General features: G+C 72.7%; 7 protein-coding genes. 3 read left to right on the top strand and 4 right to left on the bottom strand.

The genetic code is table 11. The annotated features are described in order from the left end of the window. Nucleotides 1–80: 80 nt before the first annotated feature. Nucleotides 81–734 (bottom strand): HD domain-containing protein, encoded by a 654-nt coding sequence (locus tag GUY60_RS28775; protein ID WP_161703010.1) that lies wholly within the window; start codon nt 732–734, stop codon nt 81–83. Between the two features lie 106 nt (nt 735–840). Then, nucleotides 841–1,437 carry a cysteine hydrolase family protein gene (locus GUY60_RS28770; RefSeq protein ID WP_161703008.1) on the bottom strand — a complete coding sequence of 199 codons (597 nt, stop codon included), beginning with the start codon at nt 1,435–1,437 and terminating at the stop codon, nt 841–843. A gap of 113 nt (nt 1,438–1,550) precedes the next feature. Between GUY60_RS28770 and GUY60_RS28765 the strand changes: the two genes are divergently transcribed. From GUY60_RS28765 to GUY60_RS28755, 3 genes are all read left to right on the top strand, one after another. After that, nucleotides 1,551–2,510, top strand: a complete 960-nt coding sequence (locus tag GUY60_RS28765; RefSeq protein ID WP_161703012.1) for a GlxA family transcriptional regulator — start codon at nt 1,551–1,553, stop codon at nt 2,508–2,510. Between the two features lie 74 nt (nt 2,511–2,584). Continuing rightward, entirely contained in the window at nt 2,585–3,604 is a 1,020-nt protein-coding gene (locus GUY60_RS28760; protein WP_161703006.1) for a hypothetical protein, read from the top strand. A gap of 31 nt (nt 3,605–3,635) precedes the next feature. Further along, nucleotides 3,636–4,325 carry a maleylpyruvate isomerase family mycothiol-dependent enzyme gene (locus tag GUY60_RS28755; protein WP_161703004.1) on the top strand — a complete coding sequence of 230 codons (690 nt, stop codon included), beginning with the start codon at nt 3,636–3,638 and terminating at the stop codon, nt 4,323–4,325. Here the strand turns inward: GUY60_RS28755 and GUY60_RS28750 are convergent. Next, nucleotides 4,264–9,045: an HD domain-containing protein gene (locus GUY60_RS28750; RefSeq protein WP_161703002.1), complete on the bottom strand. Its 4,782-nt coding sequence runs from the start codon at nt 9,043–9,045 to the stop codon at nt 4,264–4,266. The genes GUY60_RS28755 and GUY60_RS28750 overlap by 62 nt on opposite strands. A gap of 16 nt (nt 9,046–9,061) precedes the next feature. Then, nucleotides 9,062–9,377 (bottom strand): Pepco domain-containing protein (locus GUY60_RS28745; RefSeq protein WP_161703000.1); only part of this gene is annotated, 316 nt, incomplete at its 5' end.

Raw genomic sequence — 9,377 nt, 5'->3', positions numbered from 1 at the left:
CGGGGGACGCGGTGCGCGGGGAGTCCGGGAGCTGGGTCATGGCGCGATTATGCGGCGGCCGGGCGGGGCGCCGCAGCGGATTACGCGGTGAGCAGTTCCAGCTCGACGGAGAGGTTGGCGCGGGCCCGCTCCTCCCACGCGGCGACGCCGTGCGGGGTGCGGAACAGCCGTGGCAGGTCGAGGAGTTGGCGCAGCACCGCGGCGCGGCCGTCGCGGAACGCCTCGTCCGGGACGAAGCCGTACTCCTCGCGCACAGCGGCTGCGTACGCGGCGTACGCGTCGGGTTCGGCGGCCAGGATCGCCAGGTCCGCGTCGCACAGCACCTCGCCGTTGCGGTCGCCCTCGGCCGGGTCGTGCGTGACGGTCAGGCGGACCAGGCGGGCCACCTCGGCGGTCGCGGCACCCGCGAGCCCGGCCTCGGACAGCGCCCGCTCGGCGAGCCGGGCCGAGCGCTCCTCGTTCTCGGAGCGGTCGGGCAGGTACACCGCGTCGTGGAACCAGGCGGCGAGCCGTACGAGATCGGCGTTCTCGGCGTGCCCGGCGAGGACGTCGACGTGGTCGAGGACCGCCGTGAGGTGGGCGACCGTGTGGTACTTGCGCTGCGGCTCGGCCCACCGGTCGAGCAGGTTCGCGCCGTACGGGGCCGGGTCGGGGCCGTCGCCCGTGGCGCGGCAGGCGAGCAGGGCGGCGGTCCAGCGCTGCCGGAGGTCGTCGTCGAGTGGGAGGTCCGTCATGAGGGGGAGCCTAGTGACCGCCCCGCACCGGTCCGGGCCGCCCCCCGGTGGCCCGGACCGGTGTGGTCGTGCGGTCGTGTGGTCGTGCCGTCGTGCGTGGGTGGGCTCAGGCCAGCGAGTCCGCCGACGGTACGACGACGCCGTACAGGTCGGCGATCGTGCCGAGCGCGCTCTGGTGGACCTGCGCGGCCGGGACCTCGCCGTCGCGGGCGCCGTGCGGCAGCGGGCGGGTGGCGCAGGCGTCGGCGACCACGGTGGGGCGGTTGCCGCGCAGGAACGCGCCCTGCGAGGTGAACGTCACGCACATGTGCGTCATGAAGCCGACGACCACCACGTCCTCGTGCCCGGCGGCGTCGACGTGCTCGCCCAGGTCGGTGTCGAGGAACGCGTTCGGCGCGCCCTTCACCACGACCGGCTCGCCCTCGACCGGCGCGACCTTCGGGTGGATCTGCCCGATCTCGGCGCGCACGTCGTACGGGGTGCCCTCGCCGCCGTCGTGGATGACGTGCACGACCTTCGACCCGGCCGCGCGGGCACGGGCGAGCAGGTCGGCGCCCGCGTCCAACGCCTGCTGCCAGCCGGTGAGTTCCAGGACGCCCTGGGTGTAGGTGTTCTGGTAGTCGACGAGGATCAGCGTCGCGGCGCCCAGCTTGGCCGGGGTCTGATCGAAGCCGTTGAGTTCACGCAGTGTTGTCGTAGCCATGGCTCCACGCTAGGGACGCGGACCCATGGCGGCAATGTCATGTAACTTGCAGATCCAGACATCAGGTCAAGGTGTGGGGAGGCCGAGGTTCGGTGAACCGGCTCATCGTCGTCATGCTCTTCGAGGGCGTCGACCTGCTCGACGTCACCGGCCCGCCCGAGGTCTTCGCCCTGCTGCGGCGGGACACGGAGGAGGCCGCCGGGTACCGCGTGGCCCTCGCCGCCGAGACCCTCGACCCGGTCACCACGGCCGCCGGGGTGCGCGTCCTGCCGGACACCACGTACGCGGAGGTGGCCCGGCGCCGTATCGACACCCTGCTCGTGCCCGGCTCGGTGGAGGTGGGCGAGGACCGTGGCGTGCGGGCCGTCGCGGACCCCGGGGTCGTCGAGTGGGTCGGTACGCTCGCCGCGCGTTCCCGCCGGATCGCCTCCGTCTGTGTGGGCGCCCATCTCCTCGCGGCGGCAGGCCTGTTGGACGGCAAGCGGGCCACCACGCACTGGTCCACGGCGCAGCAGCTCGCCGCCGACCACCCGGCCGTACGGGTCGACGCCGACCCGATCTTCATCCGCGACGGCAAGGTGTGGACCGGTGCGGGCATCACCGCCTGCCTCGACCTGTCCCTCGCCCTGGTGGCGGAGGACTTCGGCGAGCCGACCGCGCTGCGGGTGGCCCGGCAACTGGTGATGTACCTCAAACGCCCCAGCGGCCAGAGCCAGTTCAGCGTGCCGACCGAGCCGGGCGCGACGACGCGGCGGATGGACGAGCTGCGCGCGTACGTGACGCAGAACCTCGCGGGCCGCCTGACGACCGCCGACCTGGCGGCCCAGGCGCACGTCAGCGAACGCCAGTTGACCCGCCTCTTCAAAACGGAACTGGATACGACGCCGGCGTCCTACGTCGAGTCGGCCCGCGTCGAAGTCGCCCGCCAGCGCCTGGAGTCCACCGACGACACCCTGGACCGGGTGGCGTCCCTGTGCGGATTCGGCACCGTGGACACCCTGATCCGCGCGTTCCGCCGCCGCCTCAACACGACGCCCACGGAGTACCGGGGGCGGTTCCGGCACGTCGGGTGAGGGGCGTCGCGGGCTGGCCGAGGGGCGTTGTCAGACCCTCGCTCTAGTGTTCCCGTATGAGCCCCGAGACGCCTATGAGCACGCGCCCCCTGGCCGACGAAGTCGACGCGGTCGAGCGGAAGTTGCGTGCCTGGATCTTCGATCTTCCCGACCAGCTCCGGGAGATGCGGGAGGAGACGCAGGACGAGTACTGCCCGTGTGACATGTCCTTCGACTTCACGCCCGAGTCGCTCTCCGGCCTGGAGGAGTGGCTCCTCGCGGAGTACGAGACGGGCGGGCGCGTGAAGCTGGACTTCCGGCCCGCCCGCTGGGCCGCGTACTACCTGGGTGAGGTGCTCCTCAGCGTCGCGGGCGGCTCCTGGGGCTGGAGCCGCAGACCCGCGAAGGCCGCGCCCGGCAGGCAGCCCGTGATCTGCCCGGACCCGGCCCTCGACCAGTCGCCCATACCGCTCCTGAAGCTCCTTGAGCGCGCCACGGCCAGACGTACGGGCCGCGTCTTCACGGACGAGGTGGACCGGCTGCGCGCCGAGGTGGCGGAGCGGCGGCGCCAGGACCCGTCCTGGTCCCCGGCCGTCCGCCCGCACCCGGTCCAGCAGCGGCAACTCGACGAAGTGGCGGCAGGACAGGCTGAGTTGGACGTGTGGCTGGCCGCGCGCGCGGAGGCGTTCGACGGGTGGGCGCGGGAGACGGGCCGGCCGGAGAGCTGGGACTTCACCCTCGACTCCCTCGACGCCCTGGAAGGCCTGGTCCGGTCTCGGTACGCCGGCCCCGAGGAGGTCAGCGCGGCGCGGACCGGCCCGTTCGTGCAGGGCGCGGTCTGGTACATCGGCGAGGTGATGTGCCGCAACGCCCGCGCGGCGGAGTGGCGGTACGAGGCGCGTGCGGAGGCGCCGGACGACACCACCCTGCCCCTGTTCGGCCCGGGTGACCGCTCCTCGGTCCTGGACTCCCCGAACGTCAGCCAGCCCAGCCTGCGCGAGGGTGGTCGGCTGTACCCGCTGGGCGCTCTGAACACCCTGTTCTGGGAACACGACGAACTGGACGAGCCGATGGACGCGCACCTGCGGGATGTGCTGGACGGGTTCGCGCGCTAGCCCCTGGCGGCAGCCCGTATCGTCCGAAGGCATGACGCAGACGACGCGGACTACGCAGACGACGCGGACGACGCCGGGCGACTCGTACGATCCGGCCCTCCCAGGACTGCTCCTGACGACCGAACGGGACGCGCTGGTACCGCTGTTGAGGTCGCGGCCCGACCGTGACTTCGAGCTGTTCACCTGCTGTACGGGCTGGACGGTGCGCCACGTGCTCGCCCATTGTTCGGCGGCCCTGACGCGGGTCGTGGAGAACCGTTTCGAGGAGGGCGTGTTCTCCCCGGAGGCCAACGACCGGGACATCGCGGAACGTGCCGGGTGGCCGCATCAGCGGGTCGTCGACGAGCTGGAACGCGGCATGACGGAGGCGGGCCCGGTCATCGAGAAGGCCGGCGGCCGCCTCGACGGCATCGCGCTCGGCGAGTGGATCCACGCGGGCGACGTACGCGAGGCCTGGTCGGAGCCGGACGCGTACGGCGGCCCGGCGCTGCCGCTCGCGCTGCGCCTGCTGACCCACCTGACCCGGGTACGGGAGACGGCACCGCTTCAAGTACGGCTGTCCAGCCAGGAGTTGCTGCTGTTCGGAGCTGCCTCCGACGACCCCGCGCGCTTCACCGGCCCGCCGGAGGTGCTCGTACGGCTCTGCTCGGGGCGGCCGGTCATCGGGGCTCGGTACGCGTTGGCGGGGGTACGGGAGCCGGAGCTGAACCTGTTCGGGTAGGAGGAACGGACGGCGGGGGCGGGGAGTCCGTGTTCCCGTCCGTGTTCTCGGTGGGCCGTACGTGGGCGGCGGGCCGTGCGAGCGCCGCGCCCTCGCCCTCGCCGTCGAACCAGGTCTCGGCCTCGTGCCGGAGCCCCAACTCCGTGGCCAGCGCGGCGACTTCACGGAACGGCCGCTGCAGCCGGATCGCGGCGGAGGCGAGGGCGGCGAGCCCGATGTGCTTGCCCTTGACGGACCGCCGGAACAGCGGGGGCGCCGTCTCGGTGCCGTACTGCACGAGGGTGTCGTCCAGGCCGGATTCGATGTCCACCCACGCGGTGTGCCCGTCCCTCTTGAGCGCGGTCCTGACGGCCCCCGGTTTCACGTTCGCGAGCAGGGCCGCCGCGCGCAGACCGGTCGGGGTGAGGACGGCTTCGCGGGTGCGCGGGCCGAGGCCGACGGTGTTGAGGCGGCGGCCGGACTGGCCCATCAGCTTCAGCATGGCCTTGGACACCGGGCTGCCCTGGGGGTGGAAGCCCAGGTCGATCAGCCCTTGCCGGGTGTCGGAGTCGAAGGCGAGCCCGAAGTCGCCGTACTCGTGCGGGCCGATGGTGCGGGTGAGCCTGCGGGTGATGCCCGAGTCGATGAGCGGTTTGAGCGTGTGCGGGGCGAAGCTCCGTTGGCCCGGGGCGGGGGTGAGCCCGAGGTGTTGGAGCCGCTGGGTCAGCTGCCTTCCGTTCCACCTCAACTGCACTGCTGCGGCGTCAAGTTGGCCGAGGCTGACCCCGGTGGCGTGTTCCGGTGTGGCGGCGAGGATGTCGGGGTGTGCGAGCAGCGCGCGCAGCAGGGTCTTGTCGTGCGCCGAGGCCGACAGGGCGGGCAGGCCGTCGAGGTCACCGGGCAGGGCGTAGCCGAGCGCGGCCAGACGTGCGGCGGCCGCGCGCGGGTCCCGCTGGACGAGCAGGTGCGCCAGGTGCACGCAGGCGCCCGGCGGCAGCCATACGGACGGCGGGCCGCCGTCGGCCGGTTCGTCCAGGGCGAGCAGCGGCAGGTCCGCGACGGTGGCGGCGGCGAGCGGGCCGAGGTTCTCCACCTCGTACCCGATCGCGGCGAGGCGCTGCGCGACCTCGGCGGCGGGAGCCTGCTGCGTGCTGGCGGCGGTCAGCAGCTCGGCCACGGTGACGGGGCGCCCGGCCGGACGCCACGCGGGCAGCCCACTGATGCCACTCAGCAGGTCGGGGGACTTCGCGTTGAGGGACTTGCGGTACGCGTCGCTGAGCTCCTCCACCCTCTTCGCCCAACTGCCCATGCCACGCACTGGGTTGACGCTAAGCAGGTTCAGGTCCGACGGGCGCGCGACGGGCACCTGCAGGTCCGCGTCCAGGCCGAGCAGGGTGCGCAGCCGCCAGCGCACGACGGGCTCGGGCATGCACAGGACCAGCTGGCTCGCCACGATGTCGTGGTGCGTCGTCGGGTTGTGGAAGGTGCCGGTGGCGGCGGGGAGGAGCAGCAGATCGGGCGGGAACATCCCGGCCCGGCCCGCCTCCATCGTCCAGTGGTACGTGTCCCACGCGACGTTCTTCCGGATGGCCCGCGCGACGACGGCCTCGGCGAGTACGGGGTCGTCCTCGTGCAGGGCGTGCACCCAGGCGGGCGAGAGGAACGCGGCGCTGTCCACCAGGTCGTCGACGGCGCCCATGCACAGCTGGTGCACCAACTCCTCGTCGTACGACTGGAGTTGCTTACGGTCGACGGAGAGCCGGGCCTGCCGGGTGCCGTGCAGGTCGACCGCGCGGCCGAACAGGGGACGGTCGGCCGCGATGCCGTCGACCAGGACCGCGCCCGGCCCGTCCGTCCACCACACGTCCTGGCCAGGGGTGTCGGTGGCGATGCGCGGGCGGTGCGGGGACAGGCCGTACCGGGGCAGATCAGGCAGCCGCCGCCCGAACCGCTCCCCGTCCACCCGCACCTCGAACTGCCGTGCGTCGCCCCGTGCCGGACCGGTGTGCGCGACGGGCCCCAGGGACTCCGCCGACCAGGTGTAGGGGGTGCGCTGCGTGGTGAGGCCGAACGGCGCTCCCCTGTCGGCCTGTTGCGGGATGCCGTCGGGCTCCCGGGCACCAGGTACCCGCTGGGTGACGTGCAGCCGCCCGGGTTCCCACACAAGACCGTCCTGGGTGCCGTCCGGGGTCGTGGTCCGGAACGGCGACACCCACAGGTGCCGGGACAGTTCCTCGCCGGGCGCGGGCACCGGGCTGCCCGGTGACCCGATGAGCCGTACGGTCGTGCCCGCGTCCTCGGCGGGCCCGTCGTCCTCGACGCGGAACAGGTTGCCGGGCCCCGCGATGGTGACCTTCACGCGCCGCCCCGGCCTGCCGTTGCGGTTCAGGCGGCTCGTCCACACCGTGATCTCGTCGGCGATCATGAAGTAGCTGAGCACGCCGAGCCCGAACCGGCTCACCGGATGCAGCTGGATCTTCGGTTCGAGGGCGTCCCAGAGGGTGCGCTCCTCCAGGTACTCGGGCAGGTCCACGAAGCGCGCGCCGCCCTGCGAGAAGGAGCGGCTGAGCTCGGTGACGCCCATGCCGATGCCGTTGTCCGCGCACTCCAGATACGGCCTGCCCCGCTCGTCCACACCCTCCGCGAAGCGGATCCGGCCCTGCCAGGGCGGGGCCTCGGCGCCGGTGCGGTGCAGATACGCGAGCCGGGCCTCCCGGTAGCGGCAGGCGTCCAGGGCGTTCTGGTACAGCTCCCGGATCGCCAACTCCCGCTCGCCGTAGAGCTGTTCACCCATCAGGAGTTCCTGGACGCGGTCGTCGGCGAGCCGGAAGCGGATCCCGGCGGACAGGTTGGCGGGGGTGGCGCCGCTGGGCTTCACCTCCTGCCCGTGCGCGTACGCGGGCAGCGACCGCAGCGGTTCGAGGGAACTGCCCTTGACGGCCGACACATGGTTGATGTCCCGCAGCAGTACGTCGACGGTCTCGGCGTGCTGCTTCAGGGCCAGCTCGACGGCCGGGTGCTGGCACAGCGCGCCCAGCATCCGGCCGGTGCCGGACGCCCGCCAGTACGACTTGCGGATGGTGGCGTGCAGGTCGTCCAGGGAGACGCTGTCGGAGATGCCGAGGTGCTCGACCAGGACCTCGGGCAGGTCGGCCGGGTCGATGGCGAGCGCGTGCGCGGCCTTGACCAGGGCGGACACCAGGCGTTCCCGGACGGTGTGCTCGTACGCGGTGCTGGGCGCGACCTCCCGCGCGTCGGCGAGCTCCGTGCTGCGCAGCGTGCCGGGGGCGGCGGCGGGTGCGATGCGCTGCTCCTTGAGGTACCGGAGCAGGTTGGCGGGGCGCAGCTCGGCGCGCATCCAGTCGGGGGCGGCGTCGAGGTCGGAGTCGTCGGCGTTGTCCGGGGCCTCGGCGGACGCCTCCCGCGCGAAGTACACCTCCGCGCGCTGCGCCAGCCAGCGGTGGTAGCCCCACCAGTGGACGTCCCGCAGCGCCTCGGTCTGGCTCTCCTTGAGGCTGCGCAGCCTGCGGTTGATCCGCGGGAACAGTTCGAGGAACCGGGTCAGCTCGTCCACGGGCAGCTCGCGCCGCGCGGCCTCGCGCGCCCAGTGCGCCTGCGTCGCGAACGGCAGTACCGCGAGCAGCGCCGCCTCGGTCGGGGAGAGCGTGCTGCCCTCGGTGAGATACCGCAGCAGGAACCCGAGCCGCTCCGCGGTGCGCTCCGCCAACTCCCGGTCGTACCAGCGGTCTTCTGCGAGTTTCCGCTCGGCGCGGGCACAGTCCCTGGCGTACGAGGCGGCGAGGGCGCCGCAGATCTCCTTCAGCCGGTCGACGGCGGTGGCCTGCGCCGGGTCGGTGAGCTTCCACGCCGGGTGCGAGTCGACGGCCGCGGCCCAGGTGAGTTCGGTCGTGTCGGTGGCCGTGCTGTCGTCGGCGAGCGGCGGGAACAGCTCGAACCCGGCGGCCGGCTCCTCGGTGAGGACCCGGACACGCTGCGGTTCGCGGGACTTGCCGTACGCCCGGTGGAGCGCGGCGACCCGTTCCTGCACGGCCTCGTGGAACTCTCCGAGTTCGCTGACGGGCCGGGCGCCTGGCGGGGTGCCGTGTCCGAGGAGCAGGTCGGTGACGGCCCGCGAGAAGAGGCTGAACGACTCCTCGGGCAGCGTCCCGACGTCCACACCCGCGCGCACGGTGTCCGTGGCCCGTACGTACCGGGCGAACTCGGCCTGCGAACAGGCGTACACGTACGCGACTTTACGATTCTTGGCGAAGCGAACCTTGTTGGGCTCCCACTGCTTGAGCGACGCGGCCATCGTGTCGCCCTGCACGCCCTCACGGCAGGCGTCGACGAGGAACACCACCTGCGCGGCGCGGCTCGCCTCGATCTCCTCGGACCAGTCGATCTCCACGCAGCGCTTGGCCACGGAGAGGTTCTCGCGGAAGTCCTCGGGGATCAGATACTCGCGGCCGCGCGAGTGCAGCCCGTGCCCGCTCAGGACGACGAGGAGCCGGTCGCCGGGGTCCGCATCTTGCAGGAACCCGACCACGTCGCCGTCGATCTCGTTGAGCGAGAACAACTGCTTCTGCGCGACCTTGACCTTCTCGAAGCCGCGCGCGTTCAGCGCGTGCGCCATCCGCTCCAGGTCTTCGGCCACGAACGGCAGCGGCGAGATGGCCGCCGACTCGTAGTTGGACGCCCCGATGAGCAGGGCCCGGTACCGGGGCGCGCGCCCGCCCGCCATGGCTCGAACTCCCCGCTCAGGCAGGCCGCTTGAACACGAGCGTGAGCCCGCGCGTGCCCTGCACCTGCCCGCTGCCGATGAGCTGGATGCCGCCGCTCGCGGTGACCTGGAAGTTCAACTGCGCCTCAGCGAGCGGCAGGGTCCCGCCACGCGCGTCGGCGTCCGCGAAGAGTTGCTGCAGCGCGTCGACGGTATCGGAGAGGTTCTTCCGCAACGGCCCGAGCGGCACCTGCCGCAACACGGCGTCCCCGTCCCGGCTGAACAGCCCCATGGTGTCGCCGTCCTCGGCCTCTTCGCCGTCGACGCTTACCCAGAAGGGGAGGGTGGGGAGG

Origin of the sequence: Streptomyces boluensis (assembly GCF_009908195.1) — a bacterium.
Lineage (GTDB): Bacteria > Actinomycetota > Actinomycetes > Streptomycetales > Streptomycetaceae > Streptomyces > Streptomyces boluensis.
Note: the sequence above shows the minus strand (reverse complement) of the source record. Positions and strands in the feature narration are given on the sequence as shown.